Below are 18,351 nucleotides of genomic sequence, written 5' to 3'. Positions count from 1 at the left end.
CTGTCCGAGAATACTCAACCTACTGCGAGCCACCTGAGTTTGGCTGTTTTTTGTGCTGTTTTGCGTTAAATAGAACCACTATTCGCCTTAAAACACCGCAAAAACCCGCTCAAATCAGTCGGCTCTCGCTACGGCCAGCATTCTCGGACAGCCTCCTAGCGCTTGCGCTCTTTCTTCTGTTCGTACAGCAGCTCATCCGCCTGTGCCATCAGGGCTTCGATATCGCTGCTGTCGTCACTTTTGTGAATGGCGTAGCCTGCGCTGAACTTCAAGTCATAACCCCGCGAAGCTTCAGTATTGTACTGATCTACCGCCTGTTGAAAGCGCTGAAGAACCAGCTGCACAAAAGCCTCACCTGTACCGGTCAGCAGTGCCACAAACTCGTCCCCTCCCACGCGGGCAAACACATCGGAGTCGCGAAAGTTTTCCCGCAGCAGATTGGAAAATGCCACCAGTGCAAGGTCGCCCTCGGCATGGCCAAAGGTGTCGTTGATGGGTTTAAAGTCGTCCAGATCAAAGAAAACCAGCGTAGCCGACTGTCCATTGCGCTTGCACATTGCCAGCGCATGTTTGGCCAGCGAGATAAAACCGCGGCGATTGGAAATGGCGGTCAGCTCATCCAGAGTCGCCAGCTGCAGCGCGGCAATCTCCTGTTCGGCCATAACGGCCAGATCCCGCAGCAGTTCCTTGTCTTCCTCATCCATCACCCGAGGCTTGTCATCAATCAAACACAAAGTGCCCATCTTGTGGCCGTTGGCTACTCTCAGCGGGCAGCCGGCATAAAAACGAATATTCGGCGCATTGATGACAAACGGATTATCATGGAAACGCTCATCTTCAATGGCGTTGGGAATCAGAAACAAGTCATCCCCCAAAATGGCGTGGCCGCAGAAAGACGTTTCCCGCGGGGCTTCAGTGGCGTCGAGCCCCTGAGCCGACTTGAACCATTGCCGGTTGCTGTCGACGATGCTGACCAGTGATATAGGTACCCCAAACATGCGCTTGGCCATGCGGGTCAGGCGATCAAAACGTTCTTCCGGGGCGGAATCAAGAATTTTTAGCGCACGCAGGGTTTCAATACGTTGCGCTTCGTCGGGTGGGATCTGGGGCGATATCATCTAGTGAATTCCATTTATCTAGTGAGTGATGCAATTCAAAATAGCACAAGCGGGCTCATATTTTCAGGCCTAAAAAATACCTTTAAAAACAATTAATTATGAAAACAAAAACAGTCTAAAAGCACCTCAAGTAAAAAAGCCACCAAGACTTCGACAAAAATTTTATTCCGAGCACTGGCTCGAGGAATTTGTATAAAACGGAATCACACCCTTGCGTCTATATTATCGAGCGAAAAAATCGCAAATGTACCCAGATAAAAAACCATAACAGCTGGAGTCCAAGTTCAGCCGGCCATCAAGCGGTGGCCGAACTGAGTCAGGGTGTATCACCCTGCTCCAGTTGATGTACCAGCTCCATGATCTGTTCAACAGTCGAGCCCGACGAGTTCAGCATTTCCTGCGGGGTCATGCCTTCCAACCCCATATGGGGGCTATTGATCCATTCTTCCGCCCCTTCCCTGCTACCGAAGTAGCCCGTAGCTGCGTCCAGCAGTCGTTGTCGCGCATTATTCTGCACCATTGTTATCCCCCGCCGCCAAGTTCGCTCCAAGAGCATGGCCTGCAGTATAGAAGAACAGCGCGGATTTCCCCCGTGAGCGAGCACACGCCTTAGCGGGCAATAAGCTCGCGCCACTGAGTCATCACCACACCGCCTGAGCCGGTACCACTGCCTGGGCTGCTGCAATCGCCGGCGTCCATATCCCACAGGCCTTTCCCGGTAGCGTTCATCAAATCTCGAGCGTCGGATAGCTTGTCGCAATCGTAGGTATAATCCGCTGTACCGCCGCCATTGGTATCAAATGCCAAATTGGAACCGGTGAAGGCCCAGGTGGCCAGACTGGTATCCACATCGGCAATAAACATGGAGCCTTCCACGCCCCCGTTACCGCCACCACCCACAGCGAAGGTGCCACCCAGCACAATAATCAGCCCGTCCCAGCTCGGCGTCCCCTGATATGACAGGTCGCCATACACCACCATTAAACCGGCCCCGGTATCATTACCCTTGAGCGACAGATCACCCTTGACCACCGTAATTTTCATATTGCTGCTTGAACCCAGATCATTGGCATCCACATCGCCGCCAACGTTGTAAATACGAGCATCGGGGCTGGTTGCGATAGCGCCCACCAGGGTCTGCAGACCGGAAGCAGTACTCCAGGTTTCAGGAAAATCTGCAGTGACTACCCCGCCTATGTAATTGTCGATTCTGTCGGATGGGATCGCCGCCAAAATTCCGTCGCGATAACCGTCGGTAGCGGCCGTAATGGCCGGCCCACCGATACCATCCACTTTGAAGGCATTCGAATTAGGGGTGTCAAAGGTAACCACGTTACCGACGAAGTTGATCGCACCACCAAGCCCGCCACCGCGCAAAGACTCACTCTGCAATACAAATTGTATATCGCGGGAAGCGCCTGTTTCCTGCTGAATACCGCTGCTTTTGAGGGTGATTTCATCGGGTCCACAGGCAACGGCCGTGACGGTATAACTGGCACTGCCGTAGGCCACACCAGACATGCCCGGCAAGGCACCATTAACGGTACAACTGTAGCTGGCCCAATTCAGAATCAGGTAATCCTGCGCCTTGCTGGTACCAGCCTCAGCCGCCAGAAACGCCTGCAGCTGCGCCCGTGCATTGCTGCTTTTACGCTCTCCAAGCAAGGTTGTATTCATCATCGAAAGGCCGGAAATTGCCATCACAATCATGATGATCATACCGACAATCAACGCAGAACCCCGCTCTCTCGAACCCGGCAGGCTGGAACTACTGTTCATTCACCACATCCTGTATTGGCGGGTAGCGGGCTACTTCCAGCAGGCGTTGCCTGTGCTGGAGCCCCGGATACCTGTGTGTGCAAGAGTCAGATCACCGCACTGGGTGTCCTGGAAATTGGGCTCGGCTGTGAGTGTATAACTGGTCGACGCCGCCGAAACACTCAAGCTGTAATAGCCGCTCTGGCTATCCAGCGGCCCTGTCGGGCACGAACTGCTGATATAGGAAAAACCTTCGGTAAAACAGCGTTCCAGCCGTGTCGACAAACTAATCAACGCTACCTGACCCTCACTGCGTTTGCCGTCGCGCACATAGCGTACGTAGGACGGCACCGCGAAGGAGGCAATAATGCCGACGATAACCACCACAATCATGACTTCAATCAGGGTAAAACCCCTGTTGCTTGAATTGTTGCTATTTAGCTGCATACCGATGCCTTACAGGTTTTTATTTTCAACCGTCACTGATGAGGAACCAGCGCAATCAAGTGTTAAGGATGTTGTTTTACTCTGGCCCTGAGTGGCGGTCAGCACTATATAAACTCCCTCACTATAGGGACCTCCGCTGCACGTATAGGTTGGATTGCTACCCCCACTGTTACTGCAGCTCCCCGAAGTCAAACCATCAATAGTCATTTTGATGGATGCATTCTTGTGAAAAACAGACCCGTTGGCCGTCACAGAACAGCTAGCCACCGTGCCGGTATCTCCTGAACCACTACCGCTGTCACCACTGCCGTCGCTACCACCCGGAGCCTCCCCGCCACTTGAATCACCACCGCTATCTCCACCCAGGTCACCGCCGCTATCACCGCTGTCACTACCACCAGTAACTCCGTCGTCATCTCCAGTGCCTGAACCACCGCCACCGGCAGCGGGCGCTGTGGTGATACCCGCCACGGCATTCAACAGAGGATTTCGCAACGCCACCGTGGAGCTAATGCTGCGCTGGCCAAAATGCAGTTCTGAGCCATTGTCCTGGGGGTCATTCAGCGCAAGCTCGATACGCAGCGCCCAGATATTGTCCTGGGCCACACTGGCAATATCGCTCTGACCGACGTACTGCACACTGCCATCAGCCGGATCACCCACGCCAAAGGTCACATCCAGGCCAGTGATACCATCCACCAGCGCCTGGGGAATGTCGCTGTCGCGGCGATAAACCAGTTCGTTGTCTGCATTGACCCAATACTCAACGGTTGAGCCGCCTCCTTCAGCGCTCAGCACCCAGGCGTTGCCATGGTCCGTGTCGTCCACCTGAGCAAAGCTGAGCCAGCTGGTGGAGGTCGCATTTAGCCCCGCGAGCCGCAGCTCACGCTTCATCAGCTCAAAGGAGACCCGGGCATTCTCGGAAATGGCGGACATGCTGGCCTGGCTGACGATGGCGGTACGGCTCATCATCAGCGCCTGCACCACACCCATAATCAGCACCAGGCCAATCAGCATTGAAATCATCAGCTCTATCAGTGACATGCCGCGTTGTCTGGCTCGCATCTTCAGGTGCTCCGTGCCGATCATGGGGTTAGGCGGTAACTGAATCCGCGGGTCTCAATACTGCGCTGATTATTCTGCCCGGAGACTCGCTCCTGCCAGTTGAGATCGACCTGATAGTCCCCGGACGTGCTACTGATCGCAGCCGAAGCAAAGAGCCCGCCAAACAGCTCTATACTGGCGCTGCACCATTGCTCCAGATCCCACTCCACCGTCTGGGACACGGCGCAGCTCGCGGTAGCGCAATCCACCGAAGCTGCAGGTACCGCTACCGAGGTAGCACCGGACCCAAGCCCGAGGCACTGAGTGCCATCCATGACATAGGCGTTGGCCGCCGCCCAGGGGTTGGCACGGATGCGCTCATCCATATCGGCGGCCTGGATGGAGGCGAGTGAACGCAGATAGGTGTTATGGCTGATCGACAGACTCTGGGCATACATGGCCCCCATGCCCAACAACCCGATGGAAAAGACCAGCAGGGTGATCAGTACCTCGATCATCGAGAAGCCCTGCTCGGGAGTTGATGCAGCAGAGTTTGGGCCTGCGCTACGCACTGCAGCCGCTCCAGCTGCCGGATTTGACCTTGCCGGTGGCGTAGAGCGTCATCTGGCGTCCACTGCCACCGTTGCTGCACAGGTGAAAAGTCTGCGCCGTGGTGGTACCTGCACCTGAAAAACTCAGGCCCGCACAGTCGCCAACGCAACTGAGAGTAACGCCGGACAGGCTGCCCAAACTGCGCAACTGCTCGGCCCCCACAGTCACAGACAGGCCAGTAGTCCAGTCGGTGCCAGCAGAAGGCGCAATGACGACGACCGCATTGCGTTTGACCGCCTCGCTCTGGGCAAACTGTATGGCATCAACCAGGCTCGACTGCCCCTTGTCCATGCGCGAGTCCTCCATCACATATCTGAAAGACGGCACACCCAGGGTCAGCAAAATGGCTGCGATCGCCAGGGTGACAAGCAACTCAATAAGGGTGAATCCCCCAATGACAGGTGCTCGCCTGCTGGCGCGACAAGATCGCTGGAACTGATACATGGTGAAGCTTCCCATCCCTGGTGAAATAATCGCGCTGCGGATAAAAGCTGACTATTACGACAATAACGTGCCACATCCTACCAAACTATGCAGACAATCGGTGAAATCGAACCGCCTATTTTGTAGCAATTTGGCGACATTTATATTGAACTACTCAGGCAGGCAAGAATTCGCAACATTTTAAGCAAAGCGAAACTAGAAACAGCCGAAATTAACAAACCAAACCTGCCCCGCTTTATCGACTCTCAGGCTGGTTTCGAACGATCACATCCATGCGACTATTCTACCTTCACCTCAGTGTATCCAGGCTACGTTGTAGCACGTCATTTATACCAATCGACTACCCCGTCCGATACGATATATTCTGCCAGCCGGCAACGACTCCCTCTCGACGCTGCCGGACACTGACAGTGCGTGACTAAGCACGCCCAATCAACAGACCACCACAGATCATCTGCACTAACCACTGTCCAGCGGTATTAACCCATGCCTGGCCACAGACTTATTCCTGCCCCTCTGTGGACAACCTTTTTTTACACAACGCTTTTATTTTCTCGCTGCACTTGACTTCAGTGCCGGACGACGAAGTTTAAGTTTTCCCTTAACCGCCCCCAAAGCACCGTAAACACGGCCTTTATGCCGATCAATTAATACCCTTAAGCCGCCAGAAGGCATGACCACCGGGCCGGGGACAAGTACCCATATGTTATCCACAGCATTACACACAGCTTTCGGGGATAAGGAGATATGATGCCAAGTCATGCACACCAAAATACAGCGCCAGGGAACTTTGTCAGACTCGATAGTACAGCCTCTGAGCGGGAACTTTGTTACGATGCAGCCGTGTCAAACGCCCTTGTAACAGGCACCTGTAACCCAGTGTCAGCCATGATCCCCAGAGGGTCTGTTCATGCCAACTCGCTCTGTCACGGCACTCGTACTCGGCACCCTTCTCTGGGCCCTGCCACTACGCCTGTTCGCCACCGAGCTGGACCTTCCGATTACCCTGGACTATCGCATTCTGGGCAGGGCGCTGGACGAACAGCTGCTATCGGGCCCGGGCAAGACAGTGGAGCTCCTTGCAGACCGCAGTGGCTGCAACAGCCTGCGACTGTCCAATCCTCGCATCGAGGGCACCGACGGTGGGCAGATTCGAATACTCACCGATATAAGCACCCGCTCCGGTATCCCGACCGGCAATCACTGCATGCTGCCACTGGAGTGGAAAGGTGTCGTTGAAACCCTGCATCAGGCCTATATCGACCAGAGCCGGCCTGCAATTCATATACAGACCATAAACTCCAACATCCTCAAGTCCGACGAGCAGGTTCGCGCGGTGCCGGGTGTTATCTGGGACTGGATCAAGAACTTTATTCAGCCCAGATTCGATGCCGTCAATATTGACCTTGCCCCCGCGACCACAGGCCTTGAGGACCTGCTGCGCCTCACACTCAAGGACCCGCAATCATCAGCGAGCCCACCTCTGGGCCTCGCCTTCAGGGCGGTCACCCCAACTGTCGCAGGGCTGGAAGTGCTGCTTCGACTTCAGGTTCCGGATGCCCCTCCTGGGTGGCAGCCCGCCAGCGACAGGGTATTGAGTACAGAGGAACTGGCCCACTGGGATAGCGCCTGGCAGTCCTGGGACAGCTTTGCCACCTGGCTGATCAAGACGCTCGCCATCACGGCAGAGCCTGAGCTTGCGAAAGTACTGGCCGATATTTTGCTGGAGTCCCGTTTCGACCTGCGGGACGCCCTGGCGGATGATGATCGCGCACGCGACCCGGTCCGCGACCTCTTTCTCAATACCTGGGAACGACTGGCACCGCTGCTGCACGACACCCGCCTGGATATTCCCGGAATTCAGGCTTTGCATTACGCGACCTTTATCAGCGCCGCAGACGCGCTCAGCGCCCTGGACAGGGTTGCCCCGCACCTGGGCATGCAGCTGGATCGCCACAGTCTGCGCAGTCTGGCCCGCCTGCTGGTGCCCGCGGTCAGCGACGAAACTCTCGAATACGACACCGACGTGGACCCTGCGCTGCGCAGGCTGCTTGGGCTGGACCCCGAACTGAACATGGATGAGCCCGAGGAATCGTCCGTCCCTTTTGCCTGGCTGATTCCAGCCGCCCATGCCAGCCAGATAACCCCGACCCTGGTGGCACGATTAACCAACTGGGTGCCGGCGACGACGGAAATTGACGACTATCTCGGCACCATGGCGCAATTGCTTGATCAGGTGGTGATGGCTGAAAGACGCAAGGGCAAGGTGCCGGGAGATAGCTTCGACATCTACGCGACCTTGCTGCGGACCACAGCCTGGCAGGAAAGCTGCTGGCGACAGTTCATCCGCAAGGATGGAGAGGTACGCACCATAGTGTCACCGGGCGGAGCCATCGGCCTGATGCAAATCAACCGCCATGTCTGGCGCGGCCTGTACAACATCGACTCACTCAGCCGCGATATAGGCTACAACGCCCGGGCCGGCAACGAAATCCTGGTGCATTACCTGGTCGACTTCGCCATCAAGCGCAAGGAGGATGAAATTGGCGGCGATACTCGCGCCCTAGCCCGGGCTGCCTACGGCGTTTACAACGGCGGCCCGCGCCACCTGAGCCGCTACCGCAAGGCTGATACCAGCAGGCATCTCCAGCTGGTCGATACGGAATTCTGGCGCAAATATCAGGACATGGAAGAGCGCGGAACCGACGCCGTCAAGGCCTGCTACGGCCTCTAGACACACCAAAATCAGCTCCGCAGGGCCTGCTCCAGCAACAATTCCGCCTGACCACTGTCCAGCATGGCGGCGACCTCTGCCGTCGAAAACGGCGGCACGCTGACCAGAGTGCGGGGAGACAGCATCAGCATATCGCCAAAGACTTCGGCGGGCTGATCACTCAGCAGGAAGAACGGGCATGGCAGACTCTGCAACAGGTCACAGTTCACCCGCTGTCTTGGCTCGGCCTGCACCAGCAGGGAACGACCATCGTGACAAAGACCGCGCAGACAGCCGGTGGTTGCATCAAAGTCATACAGCTCGGTAACGATCAGCAAGGACTGCATCCGTTTGCCCCGTTAAGTCCTAAAACGACAAGACTGCCACGGCCCGCCAGGCGGAACAAGCGCGGCCTGCCAACTTGCAGCGCGGCCGCTTGTTCGCGACAATGCACAAATCCAACCTCATTTTGTATACATAAAAGCAATCAAGGAGCCCCCCATGATCTGGACCGTCTACCTTTCCGGTGAGATTCACAGCGACTGGCGCGAACGCATTGAAGCCGGCTGCCAGGCGCTGAACCTGCCCGTCGCCTTCGTCGGCCCTGTCACCGACCACGATGCCTCCGATGCCGCCGGCGATCACCTTGGCGCTGAAGACAAGCCCTTCTGGCGCGACAACAAGTCCTCCAAAGTTAACGCCATTCGCACCAAAACCCTGATCGAGAGCGCCGACGTGGCTGTGGTGCGTTTTGGCAACCAGTACAAGCAGTGGAACGCCGCCTTTGATGCCGGCTATCTGGCAGCACTGGGTACGCCGTACATTACCCTGCACGATGCCGACATCATTCACCCATTGAAGGAAGTCGACGCCGCCGCCATGGCCTGGGCTCAGCAGCCTGAGCAGGTGGTAGAGATCCTGCGGTACGTAACCCAGGGTAAGTAAGCTTCCCGGTTAAAAGGCTCAAAGCGCCGCCGCAGGTTTATCCAGTGGCGCTACGCAGCTTCGCTGCGGATGTCGGAATTCGCTACGCTCATTACCAACCTACGGGCTGCCTGCCGCTGTAGCCTGATAAGATGCGAATTCCGGGAAATGAGCCCTGGGCGAATTTCGAGGATATGCCAGCAAATTCCGGGAAACAGAGCGAAGCCTGAGGCGTTCGAGCAGTCGACTTAAGTGCGTGTCCACTTTTGTGAGGTCACATCACTTCTAGCCTCTAGCTTCTAGCCTCTTGCCCCTCGCTCCTCGCCCCTCGCCCCTTGCCCCTTGCCCCTTGCCACTGCAATTTTCGCAAAATAACCCCGTAAAACTCCGCCGCCGCGCTACAGGCGTGCCTAGGAGTGGCGTTATACTCTGGCGCATCACTGACAGGGAGTACGCCGCCCCATGCTGGCCGCATATCAACTCGAACACAATCACCTGCGCAAGACCCTCCTGAGCGTCAACGATGAGATCCCCGATGACACCATCTGGATCGATGCGCTGGAGCCGGATGAGGAGGAGCGCAACTGGCTGTCGGGCCACTTTGTCGGTGGTCTGCCGGGGCAGGAAAAGGTCGATGAAATCGAGGCGTCCTCGCGTTTTTTTACTGACCAGGACGGCCTGCATATCAACTCGCTGTTTCCCCACAAGGTGGGGCAGGAACTGCGCAGCTTTAACGTATCCCTCAATCTGCGTGTCGACCGCCTGATCAGTGTGCGTGGCGAAGATCTCAGCCTGTTCCGCCTGCTGCGCCAGTATCTGCGCCAGGACCGTATTCACGCTGCGGGCCCGATGGAGCTACTGCTGCATCTGTTCGCCCTCAAGGTGGATTACCTGTCGGACTCCATCGAAGACGTCTACAAAACCCTGGAGCCGGCCTCCGAGCAGGTCTTCGAAACCGAAAACCTGGATGAAGTGCTGCGCATGATCACCCGCCAGGAAGACAGCAACGGCAAAATCCGCCTGAGCCTGCTGGATACCCAGCGCACCCTGCGCTTTCTGCAGCGCTATCAGATTGACCAGCTAAGCAAAGACAACAAGCGTCAGATCCGGGAAATGCTGTCGGACATCGAGTCCCTGCTGCCCCACACCCAGTTTCTGTTCGACAAGATCAACTTTATGCTCGACGCCACCATGAGCTTCACCAACCTGCAGCAAAGCAAGATCATCAAGATCTTCTCGGTGGCCGCCGTGGTCTTCCTGCCACCCACCCTGATCGCCAGCATCTACGGCATGAACTTCAATATCATGCCCGAACTGCAGCAAAGCTGGGGTTATCCCATGGCGCTGGGCATGATGGTCGCCAGTGCCTTCGGCACCTATTACTTCTTTAAGCGCAAGGACTGGCTGTAGAGCAGGAGCAAGGGGCAAGGGGCAAGGCATGATGTAGCCTGGAATGAGTTTACGAATTCCGGGAAAGGAGCTAAAGCTCAGACAGCGCCGTAGTGACCGTGATTAATATCGGTCAGTGCCGTATTGATATTGAAGATTTTCGCCCGAATATCGCGCGCGCCCATGCTGGCGACCCGCGCGCTGTGCATCAAGCTATATCCCTCGGCCGACGCCCTGTCGGCAAAGATGTAGATACCGCCGGCTTCTCCGGTGTCGGCATTTTCGGTCCATATTTTCGATATAAACCCTGCTTCGGCGTTGATCAACTGCGCCAGCTCGCGGGCGCCTTCGGTCAGGGCATCGCCCATCATCTTGCGCGGAAACTTGAAGTCGATCTGCAAGAGTACCGGCATGGGAAATAACTCCTGTTGGCATGGATGTAAAATGTTGAAGAGCCCGCCTGGGCTCTTCACAAGCGACTCGCGAAAACCCGCTGAGCCCAAGTTCTTCCCGATCCACCTTTATTCGTAGATATCGAGATCGTTAGCAAGTACAAATTTGCCTTCATAGGCTTGTGCGAGCTCGGCGATCACGTCTCCGTCGGTCTTGCCGAAGAGCAGCGGGTTCCCCTGAATAGTGAACAGCAAGGCTCATTCGCCCACATAGCGGGCTCCCATACAAAAAAGGCAGGGCGCCAACACGCCCCGCCTTTTCACTTTCTACTTTTCACTTGCGCCTTGCAGCTTACCGCTGCCCTTACACCAGGTTATAGATAAACACTATGGCCACCGCGATCGGGGTAACGTAGCGCAGTACGCCGTACCAGAGCGCGAAGCTGCGTTTACCCATCGACAACTCATTTTCCAGCGCCTGGCGCGCCATAAACCAGCCCACGAAGACCGCCACCAGCAGGCCTCCCAGCGGCAGCAGTATATTGGCGGTGAGGTAGTCCAGCAGATCGAAGATGGTCTTGCCTTCGAACATGGCGAACATACCCAGGGGGGCAAAGCCCGACCACTCGTTCAGCGACAGAATGGAGCCGATGCCCAGCAACCAGGCGGCAATGCCGGCACCCAGGGTGCTGATCATGCGGTTCATGCCACGGCGCTCTTCGAGCCATTCCACCAGCGGCTCCAGCAGCGAGATGGCGGAAGTCCAGGCGGCAAACACCAGCAGCACGAAGAACAGAGTGCCGAACAGGCTGCCAAAGGGCATCTGGGCAAAGGCCAGCGGCAGGGTCTGGAAGATCAGACCGGGGCCGGCGCCGGGCTCAAGACCGTTGGCAAAGACCAGCGGGAAGATTGCCAGCCCCGCCAGCAGGGCCACACCGGTATCCATCACTGAAACCAGCATGGAGGTACGGGCGATGGACACGCCCTTGGGCAGGTAGGAGCCGTAGGCCATCATTACGCCCATGCCCAGGCTGAGGGTAAAGAAGGCATGACCGAGCGCCACCAGAATGCCCTCGGTGGTCAGCTTGGAAAAGTCAGGCTGGAACAGAAAGGTCACCGCCTGACCAAAGTACCCAGTGGTCATGGCATAACCCACCAGCAGCAACAGCAGCACGAAAAGTGCAGGCATCAGTATGGTCACAGCGCGTTCAAGGCCACCGCGCAGCCCGCGAGCCACCACCAGTATGGTCAGCGCCATAAAGAGCGTATGCCAGATTAGCAGTGTGCCAGGGTCCGCCAGCAGTCCTGAGAATATGGCGCCAATGCTCTCGCTGCTCTGGCCGCTCAGCTCACCGCTGCCCGCCGTGCCCACATAGGACAGCGCCCAGCCACCGATCACCGAGTAGAAAGACAAAATAAGAAAGGACGCCAGCACACCGATGCCGGCCAGCCAGCGCCAGCTGCTGTTTAGCTTGTCGCGCTGACACAGGATTCCCATGCTGCTGATGGGGCTGCGCCCGCCGCGCCGGCCTATGAGCACCTCGGCCATCATGATGGGGATACCAACAATGGCGATGCACAGCAGGTACACCAGCACAAAGGCGCCGCCGCCATTTTCACCGGTGATGTAGGGGAATTTCCAGACGTTACCCAGCCCCACGGCGGAGCCGGTGGCGGCCAGAATAAAGGCCATGCGTGACGACCAGAAAGCACGCTTGGGCGAAGTTGTACTCTTTGCACTGGACGCCGCGCCCGGCGCGGCAGCTGAGGTGACAGATTGAGTCATGTGAATCTCCGTGTTGCTGTTTTTATAAGGAGGAGTTTTTTAAATTCGTAGGTTGGGTGGAGGCCGAAGGCCACAACCCAACATCTCTGCACGGTGTTGGGTTAAGTTGGGTTGCGCTTCGCTACACCCAACCTACGTCGTATCAAATCAGGCATCAGGCCACCTGCCGCGCGCCTTTGTCCTTGCTCGGCTTGAAGCGCTCTTCCGCCAGGCGGTTGGCAATAACGCCTGTAGGCTGCTGGCTCAATGCAGCCCGGGCAAAAATTTCGCTCAGCGTATCGCCAATGGTTTCGACATGGCGGCGCACAGCCTGCGCATCATGGCCATTACGCTCGTAGCAAACATCAATAATACCGCCGGCGTTAATAACAAAATCCGGCGCGTACAGAATGCCGCGTTTGCTCAGGGCCTCATCGTGACGGGCCAGTTCCAGCTGGTTGTTGGCAGCACCCGCCACCACCTTCGCCTGCAGCCTGGCGATGCTCTGGTCGTTCAGCACAGCACCGAGTGCACAGGGCGCAACCACATCGACATTCAGGCTCAGGATTTCATCTCCTGTCACTGCGGTGGCACCCAGTTCATCGACGGCACGGGCCACCGCATCGCTGTGAATATCATGCACCCAGAGTTTGGCGCCGGCATCGCTGAGCAACTGTGCCAGGCGATAGCCGACATTGCCGATACCCTGTACCGCGACTGTAAGTCCTTCCAGATCACTACGACCCAGTTGATGCGCCACCGCTGCCTTTAGACCCACGAAAGTGCCATAGGCCGTGGCCGGTGACGGGTCACCATTACTGTGGCGGCCATCAAAGCCAGGGCGCGCCGCCACGCCCGCTACATGACGGGTATGGCGCCCCATCACCTGCAGGTCAGCCACACTGGTGCCGGAGTCCTCGGCGGCGATATAAAGGCCGCCGAGCTGCTCCAGAAAGCGCCCCATGGCTTCGAGCAGGGCTTCACTCTTGTGGGCACGGGGGTCGCCGATAATCACCGACTTGCCGCCGCCCAGATCCAGATTGGCCAGTGCCGACTTGTAGGTCATGCCCCTAGACAGGCGCAGTACGTCACGCAATGCGGCTTCGTCGCTGGCGTAGGGAAACATGCGACAGCCGCCCAGCGCCGGCCCGCGATTAGTGTTATGTACCGCGACTATGGCCCGCAGGCCGGTTTCTTCGTCGCTGACAAAGGACAGATGCTGATGGTTATCAAATTCCGGATGACTAAATACAGACATGATTCTTTTTCCTGTGGGCAACATCACAAAGGATTAAACGGCGGCGCCGGAGACGGCATCGATAATCTGGGGTTCGAAAGAGCGTACCGGGGCGCACAGCAGGCCACGCAGACGCTCCCGCTCAGGCTGCACCTTCTCCCAGGCCGCTTCCTTCACCGGGCCATAACCGCGCACCTGCTGTGGCAGGCTGGCCAGCGCTCTGGCGGCGCTCAGGTTGTCAACGCTCAGATGTTCGATAATCCAGCTGATATCGGCTTCGTATTCCCGGATCAGCGCCCGCTCCAGGCGCCGGTCAGCGCTGTAGCCAAAGGGGTCCAGCGGTGTGCCGCGCAGCACCCGGGCCTTGGCCAGAAGCCCAAAAGCTGACTCCATCCAGGGGCCGAAGGTGCGCTTGCGCGGACGCCCGGTCGGCTGTTGCTTACCGAACAGGGCGCCCAGAAAGCGACCGTCCAGCAACGGCGGTGCCAGATTGAACTCCAGCTCCACCTCGCCTTCGAACTGCTCGGCTAGCAGCTTGCGAAAACTGCCATCGCTGTAGAGCCGCGCCACTTCGTATTCGTCCTTGTAGGCCAGCAGTTTGGAATAGCTCTCGGCCAGGGCACGCAGCAGCGAGCTGTCGTTGCTGCCCAGCGCCACAACACGCGCCTCAACCCTGCGCAGCTGTGTCTCGTAACGCCGTGCCAGAGACTCATTCTGATAGTCAGTCAGATGAGCCATTTCCCGCGTGATCAGCTGCTGCGGTGTTTCGATAATCTTCAGCGGCACCGCCGTGGGGTGGGCCAGCTCCTGCACACGCGCCAGGTCATGGGCGGCACGCCGGCCCCACAGGAACGCCTGCTTGTTCTTGTTCACCGCGGCGCCATTAAGCTCGATGGCTTTTTCGATGGACTCAGCCTTGAGCGGCAACAGGCCCTGCTGCCAGGCAAAGCCCAGGGTGAACAGGTTAACCGCCATGGCATCCCCCATCAGCGCCAGCGCCAGCTCCGAGGCATCGAGGAAAAAGCTGCCATCCGGGCGGCAGGACTCGCGAATGCTGCGCTCCATGGCCGCACCCGGGAACTGCAGATCCGGCTCCCGGGTAAAGGCGGCCGGCATGGCTTTCTGGGTGTTGACCACGGCGCGGGAAAAGCGGCTGTCGAGCTTGGCCAGGGCATCCAGACTCGCCCCCACCATCAGGTCGAAGGCGATCATCAGATCCGCCTCCCCCGCCGGAATACGCACCGCCTGAATGTCCTGCTGAGAGTGCGCGATACGCACATGACTCACCACGGCACCGAATTTCTGCGCCAGGCCCGCCTGATCCAGCACCGCCACGCCCTTGCCTTCGATATGGGCTGCCATGCCCAGCAGCGCACTGACGGTCACCACGCCGGTGCCGCCAACGCCTGTCAGCAGAATGCCGTAGGGATTGTTCTGGCCGGCAAAAACCGGCTCCGGCAGCTCGGCAAAAGCCACTTCAGAGCCGATGCCGGCGGGTTTGCGCAAGGTACCACCCTTGACGGTGACAAAGCTGGGACAGAAACCGCGCACGCAGCTGAAGTCCTTGTTGCAGGCCGACTGATCAATGGTGCGCTTGCGGCCTCGTTCGGTTTCCAGCGGCAGCACCGACAGGCAGTTGGACTGCACGCCGCAGTCACCACAGCCTTCACAGACCGCAGGGTTGATCAGCACGCGCTTGGCAGGGTCGGTCAGTGTGCCGCGCTTGCGCCGCCTGCGTTTTTCGGCGGCACAGGTCTGGTCGTAGATCATCACCGAGCAGCCTTCGATCTCGCGCATCTCGCGCTGCACCGCATCCAGATCCTCCCGTGGGTGGAAGGTGGTGCGATCGGCGAAGTCGGCCCGCGACGGGTACTTGCCTATATCATCACTGACCACGGCGATGCGGCGCACGCCCTCGCCGTAAAGCTGATGGCTGATCTGCTGCACCGTGAGCATGCCGTCCACCGGCTGGCCGCCGGTCATGGCTACGGCATCGTTGTACAGCACCTTGTAGGTAATGTTGGCGCCGGAAGCGATAGCAGCCCGTATGGCCAGCAGACCCGAATGGAAATAGGTGCCGTCGCCCAGGTTCTGGAAGACGTGCTTCTCGTGGGTGAAGGGTGCCTGACCTATCCAGGTGGCACCCTCACCGCCCATCTGGGTAAAGGTATCGGTTTCGCGATCCATCCAGGTGGCCATGTAATGACAGCCGATACCGCCCAGCGCGCGGCTGCCTTCGGGCACCACCGTGGAGGTATTGTGCGGACAGCCGGAACAGAAATGCGGCGTGCGTTCCAGCAACTCCCGCGGTTCGGCCAGGCTCGTTTCCTTGGCGGTCAGAAAGCTCAGCCGTTCGTTCAGGCGGGCGCTGCTGTAGCGACTCTGAATGCGCGCGGCTATAACCCGGGCCACCATGGCCGGCGTCAGCTCAGCGATGGAGGGCAGCAGTTCGACGCCCCGCTCATCCCGCTTGCCGACGATGCGCGGAGCCTTGTCGGTACCGTAAAGCTGCTCCTTGAGCTGCTCCTCGATCAGGCCACGCTTTTCCTCCACCACCAGCACTTCATCAAGACCTGCAGCAAACTCCCGCACGCCTTCAGGCTCCAGCGGCCAGGGCATCGCCACCTTGTAGAGCCGCAGGCCGATGGCTGCACATTCAGCTTCACCCAGGCCCAGATCCGTCAGCGCCTGCACCACATCCAGGTAGGACTTGCCGGTGGTAATAATGCCAAAGCGCGCATCGCTGGTGGAAAAGATCACCCTATCCAGACGGTTGGCGCGACAAAAGGCTCTGGCGGCATCAAGTTTGTAGCGGTGGAGGCGCTCCTCCTGCTGCAGCGGCTTGTCGGGCCAGCGGGCGTTCAGGCCCTCGTCCGGCATGGGGAAGTCCTGCGGCAGGGTAATCTGCACGCGGTGTGGGTCCAGATCCGCAGAGATGGAAGAATCCAGCACCTCAGCGAGCGCCTTGAAACCCACCCAGCAACCGCTGAAGCGGGACATGGCCCAGCCATAGAGGCCGTAATCCAGCATTTCCTGAATCCCGCTGGGATGAAGTACCGGGATCATGGCATCGCTGAAGGCGTAGTCGCTCTGGTGTGGCAGAGTTGAAGACTTGCAGGCATGGTCATCGCCCGCCACCGCCAGTACGCCACCGAAGCGGGAGCTGCCCGCCGCATTGGCGTGCTTGAGCACATCGCCGGTGCGATCGACGCCCGGACCCTTGCCGTACCAAAGCCCGAAGACGCCGTCATACTTGGCGCCCTGGAACAGATTGACCTGCTGCGAGCCCCACACAGCAGTGGCGCCGAGGTCTTCGTTAATACCGGGCTGGAAATGAATGCGGTGCCGGGCCAGATACGCCTTGGCCTCCCACAGCGTCTTGTCAAAATTACCCAGCGGAGAGCCGCGATAACCGGAAATAAAACCCGCGGTATTCAGGCCTGCGGCCTGATCTCGCTGTGCCTGCAACATGGGCAGACGCGCCAGCGCCTGACTGCCGGAGAGGTAGACGCGACCTGCGTCCAGCTCCCATTTGTCACTGAGACTGATGTCATGACTCATACAGATTCACCCTGCGCCTGCAGCAACCTGCACCCGTGACGGGGCCGGTGTTACAGACGATCAACTGCCAAAAATGGAAATGCGCGCTGCAACGGAATCAGAAACCTAGCGCTGCGCCTGAAGTCAGTGAAGGTGAAGCAGATATGCGGGCTGGGCCGCCAGTAGAGAGATGCGCACAACGGCGCGCCTTGAGCAGGTGTTGCCAGATAATCATGTAAATTCCTCATCCCTGGCCGGATCACGGCAAGGCAGCAAATCTTGTTGTTATTGTCCGGTGGGCTTGTCCCCAACCGGCTTTTTTTGATTTCCAGCATCGCATCCTTGTGGGAAGCGAAGTCGAGACATACTAGTAAGCCTTTACGCGAACGTCAACCTGAAGTCGCTAGCCGCGTCTCTCTGCACTGGGATGCGACTCAAGTGCCTGAACTAAATTCATTCACCTTGATAAAAATTGGCGACGAAGCAGACCGTTAGAACCCGAATCAAACCACGGCCAACAAATCTGCTCCGTAGAAAATGAAATCACCTCACTCTGGGCAACAACAGCGCTACAAAAGCCCCCAGCTAACCGGGCAATGTAGCCTGGCACCGGACAAGACGAGTTCCAAGGTACTTGGTCGACACGCCAACACGAATTATTGCACCTCAATGACCAGTTTAACCGCCAGATTGGTGCGATTACTGCTTGTCCACAGAATCACACTGCGGCTGACGCGACTAGGAGGCTGTCCGAGAATGCTGGCCGTAGCGAGAGCCGACTGATTTGAGCGGGTTTTTGCGGTGTTTTAAGGCGATAAATCGGCAGGATTGCCGATTTACACAGCGTTAGCTGCCCACAGGACAAGCTACAGGGATGTAGCTTGTGAATAGTGGTTCTATTTAACGCAAAACAGCACAAAAAACAGCCAAACTCAGGTGGCCTGTCCCTTATACACAACCGACACTAA

The 18,351-nt window shown here is 57.9% G+C and carries 17 protein-coding genes; 3 read left to right on the top strand and 14 right to left on the bottom strand.

The genetic code is table 11. The features are described from left to right. Nucleotides 1–155: 155 nt before the first annotated feature. The 7 genes from MPRO_RS18110 to MPRO_RS18080 form a co-directional block, all read right to left on the bottom strand. Nucleotides 156–1,118: a GGDEF domain-containing protein gene (locus MPRO_RS18110; protein WP_067296214.1), complete on the bottom strand. Its 963-nt coding sequence runs from the start codon at nt 1,116–1,118 to the stop codon at nt 156–158. Between the two features lie 316 nt (nt 1,119–1,434). Continuing rightward, complete coding sequence (locus tag MPRO_RS18105; RefSeq protein WP_067296212.1) at nt 1,435–1,638, bottom strand: antitoxin Xre/MbcA/ParS toxin-binding domain-containing protein; 204 nt, start codon at nt 1,636–1,638, stop codon at nt 1,435–1,437. 89 nt (nt 1,639–1,727) lie between these two features. Beyond that, a complete protein-coding gene (locus MPRO_RS18100; protein WP_067296209.1) occupies nt 1,728–2,897 on the bottom strand; it encodes a pilus assembly PilX family protein in 1,170 nt (389 codons plus the stop codon). Nucleotides 2,898–2,927: 30 nt separating this feature from the next. Then, nucleotides 2,928–3,323, bottom strand: coding sequence for a type IV pilin protein (locus MPRO_RS18095; RefSeq protein ID WP_067296206.1), 396 nt, complete (start codon nt 3,321–3,323; stop codon nt 2,928–2,930). A gap of 9 nt (nt 3,324–3,332) precedes the next feature. Continuing rightward, nucleotides 3,333–4,388 (bottom strand): PilW family protein, encoded by a 1,056-nt coding sequence (locus tag MPRO_RS18090; protein WP_158651865.1) that lies wholly within the window; start codon nt 4,386–4,388, stop codon nt 3,333–3,335. Nucleotides 4,389–4,408: 20 nt separating this feature from the next. After that, a complete protein-coding gene (pilV, locus tag MPRO_RS18085; RefSeq protein ID WP_158651864.1) occupies nt 4,409–4,939 on the bottom strand; it encodes a type IV pilus modification protein PilV in 531 nt (176 codons plus the stop codon). Continuing rightward, complete coding sequence (locus MPRO_RS18080; RefSeq protein WP_158651866.1) at nt 4,932–5,423, bottom strand: GspH/FimT family pseudopilin; 492 nt, start codon at nt 5,421–5,423, stop codon at nt 4,932–4,934. The genes pilV and MPRO_RS18080 overlap by 8 nt, the downstream gene beginning before the upstream one ends. A 910-nt stretch (nt 5,424–6,333) precedes the next feature. Here MPRO_RS18080 and MPRO_RS18075 point away from each other — a divergent pair. Next, on the top strand, nt 6,334–8,157 hold the full coding sequence (locus MPRO_RS18075) for a lysozyme family protein (protein WP_067296193.1): 1,824 nt from the start codon (nt 6,334–6,336) through the stop codon (nt 8,155–8,157). 11 nt (nt 8,158–8,168) lie between these two features. On the opposite strand, the gene MPRO_RS18070 is transcribed toward MPRO_RS18075, so the two are convergent. Beyond that, on the bottom strand, nt 8,169–8,483 hold the full coding sequence (locus MPRO_RS18070; protein ID WP_067296191.1) for a hypothetical protein: 315 nt from the start codon (nt 8,481–8,483) through the stop codon (nt 8,169–8,171). Nucleotides 8,484–8,637: 154 nt separating this feature from the next. Here MPRO_RS18070 and MPRO_RS18065 point away from each other — a divergent pair, with 154 nt between their 5' ends. Continuing rightward, a complete protein-coding gene (locus MPRO_RS18065; RefSeq protein WP_067296188.1) occupies nt 8,638–9,081 on the top strand; it encodes a YtoQ family protein in 444 nt (147 codons plus the stop codon). 441 nt (nt 9,082–9,522) lie between these two features. Beyond that, nucleotides 9,523–10,470 (top strand): magnesium/cobalt transporter CorA, encoded by a 948-nt coding sequence (gene corA / locus MPRO_RS18055; RefSeq protein ID WP_067296184.1) that lies wholly within the window; start codon nt 9,523–9,525, stop codon nt 10,468–10,470. Nucleotides 10,471–10,547: 77 nt separating this feature from the next. On the opposite strand, the gene MPRO_RS18050 is transcribed toward corA, so the two are convergent. The 6 genes from MPRO_RS18050 to MPRO_RS25925 all read right to left on the bottom strand — a co-directional run bounded on the left by MPRO_RS18050 (nt 10,548) and on the right by MPRO_RS25925 (nt 17,718). Further along, complete coding sequence (locus MPRO_RS18050; protein WP_067296181.1) at nt 10,548–10,862, bottom strand: monooxygenase; 315 nt, start codon at nt 10,860–10,862, stop codon at nt 10,548–10,550. Between the two features lie 108 nt (nt 10,863–10,970). Further along, nucleotides 10,971–11,096 carry a hypothetical protein gene (locus MPRO_RS26525; RefSeq protein ID WP_281177199.1) on the bottom strand — a complete coding sequence of 42 codons (126 nt, stop codon included), beginning with the start codon at nt 11,094–11,096 and terminating at the stop codon, nt 10,971–10,973. A gap of 109 nt (nt 11,097–11,205) precedes the next feature. Further along, the gene (locus tag MPRO_RS18045; protein WP_067296178.1) at nt 11,206–12,627 is read right to left on the bottom strand and encodes a sodium-dependent transporter; all 1,422 of its coding nucleotides are present in this window, start codon (nt 12,625–12,627) and stop codon (nt 11,206–11,208) included. A 154-nt stretch (nt 12,628–12,781) separates the two neighbouring features. Beyond that, the gene (locus tag MPRO_RS18040; protein ID WP_067296175.1) at nt 12,782–13,864 is read right to left on the bottom strand and encodes a Glu/Leu/Phe/Val family dehydrogenase; all 1,083 of its coding nucleotides are present in this window, start codon (nt 13,862–13,864) and stop codon (nt 12,782–12,784) included. Between the two features lie 33 nt (nt 13,865–13,897). Then, nucleotides 13,898–17,404, bottom strand: coding sequence for an indolepyruvate ferredoxin oxidoreductase family protein (locus MPRO_RS18035; RefSeq protein ID WP_067296173.1), 3,507 nt, complete (start codon nt 17,402–17,404; stop codon nt 13,898–13,900). Between the two features lie 50 nt (nt 17,405–17,454). Then, on the bottom strand, nt 17,455–17,718 hold the full coding sequence (locus MPRO_RS25925) for a hypothetical protein (RefSeq protein ID WP_158651863.1): 264 nt from the start codon (nt 17,716–17,718) through the stop codon (nt 17,455–17,457). Nucleotides 17,719–18,351: the final 633 nt, after the last annotated feature.

The sequence above is a fragment of the Marinobacterium profundum genome, assembly GCF_001528745.1.
Taxonomy (GTDB): Bacteria; Pseudomonadota; Gammaproteobacteria; order Pseudomonadales; family Balneatricaceae; genus Marinobacterium_A; species Marinobacterium_A profundum.
Note: the sequence above shows the minus strand (reverse complement) of the source record. Positions and strands in the feature narration are given on the sequence as shown.

Bases quoted from the DNA above. Each gene is read 5' to 3' on its own strand.
- MPRO_RS18110 (WP_067296214.1), bottom strand. From the start codon at position 1,118: ATGATATCGCCCCAGATCCCACCCGACGAAGCGCAACGTATTGAAACC.
- MPRO_RS18105 (WP_067296212.1), bottom strand. From the start codon at position 1,638: ATGGTGCAGAATAATGCGCGACAACGACTGCTGGACGCAGCTACGGGC.
- MPRO_RS18100 (WP_067296209.1), bottom strand. From the start codon at position 2,897: ATGAACAGTAGTTCCAGCCTGCCGGGTTCGAGAGAGCGGGGTTCTGCG.
- MPRO_RS18095 (WP_067296206.1), bottom strand. From the start codon at position 3,323: ATGCAGCTAAATAGCAACAATTCAAGCAACAGGGGTTTTACCCTGATT.
- MPRO_RS18090 (WP_158651865.1), bottom strand. From the start codon at position 4,388: ATGCGAGCCAGACAACGCGGCATGTCACTGATAGAGCTGATGATTTCA.
- MPRO_RS18080 (WP_158651866.1), bottom strand. From the start codon at position 5,423: ATGTATCAGTTCCAGCGATCTTGTCGCGCCAGCAGGCGAGCACCTGTC.
- MPRO_RS18075 (WP_067296193.1), top strand. From the start codon at position 6,334: ATGCCAACTCGCTCTGTCACGGCACTCGTACTCGGCACCCTTCTCTGG.
- MPRO_RS18070 (WP_067296191.1), bottom strand. From the start codon at position 8,483: ATGCAGTCCTTGCTGATCGTTACCGAGCTGTATGACTTTGATGCAACC.
- MPRO_RS18065 (WP_067296188.1), top strand. From the start codon at position 8,638: ATGATCTGGACCGTCTACCTTTCCGGTGAGATTCACAGCGACTGGCGC.
- corA (WP_067296184.1), top strand. From the start codon at position 9,523: ATGCTGGCCGCATATCAACTCGAACACAATCACCTGCGCAAGACCCTC.
- MPRO_RS18050 (WP_067296181.1), bottom strand. From the start codon at position 10,862: ATGCCGGTACTCTTGCAGATCGACTTCAAGTTTCCGCGCAAGATGATG.
- MPRO_RS18045 (WP_067296178.1), bottom strand. From the start codon at position 12,627: ATGACTCAATCTGTCACCTCAGCTGCCGCGCCGGGCGCGGCGTCCAGT.
- MPRO_RS18040 (WP_067296175.1), bottom strand. From the start codon at position 13,864: ATGTCTGTATTTAGTCATCCGGAATTTGATAACCATCAGCATCTGTCC.
- MPRO_RS18035 (WP_067296173.1), bottom strand. From the start codon at position 17,404: ATGAGTCATGACATCAGTCTCAGTGACAAATGGGAGCTGGACGCAGGT.
- MPRO_RS25925 (WP_158651863.1), bottom strand. From the start codon at position 17,718: ATGCTGGAAATCAAAAAAAGCCGGTTGGGGACAAGCCCACCGGACAAT.